Below are 254 nucleotides of genomic sequence, written 5' to 3' on the forward strand. Positions count from 1 at the left end.
GCTGCAGCAGAGAATAATAAAAATGCTAGAAAAACATATGTTGAAAATCATAAAGGACGTAATGATATCAGATTGATTCCTGATGTTAGAGACTATGATTTTTCGGCTCTTGCATCTGAATTTGACGGGATAGATGTGGTTATAGGAGGTCCGCCGTGTCAAGGATTTTCAAATGCAAATAGACAGAAGAATCATATTATAAGCATGAATAATTCTCTGGTAAAAGAGTATTTCCGTGCTGTTAAGGAAATCCG

At 35.8% G+C, this 254-nt stretch carries 1 protein-coding gene; it reads left to right on the forward strand.

Annotation, left to right across the window (positions count from 1 at the left end; genetic code table 11):
• The coding region (locus NE637_RS15485) for a DNA cytosine methyltransferase (RefSeq protein WP_256267821.1) at positions 1–254 on the forward strand (254 nt) is incomplete at both ends.

It is taken from the genome of Desulfovibrio desulfuricans, from assembly GCF_024460775.1.
GTDB lineage: Bacteria > Desulfobacterota > Desulfovibrionia > Desulfovibrionales > Desulfovibrionaceae > Desulfovibrio > Desulfovibrio desulfuricans_E.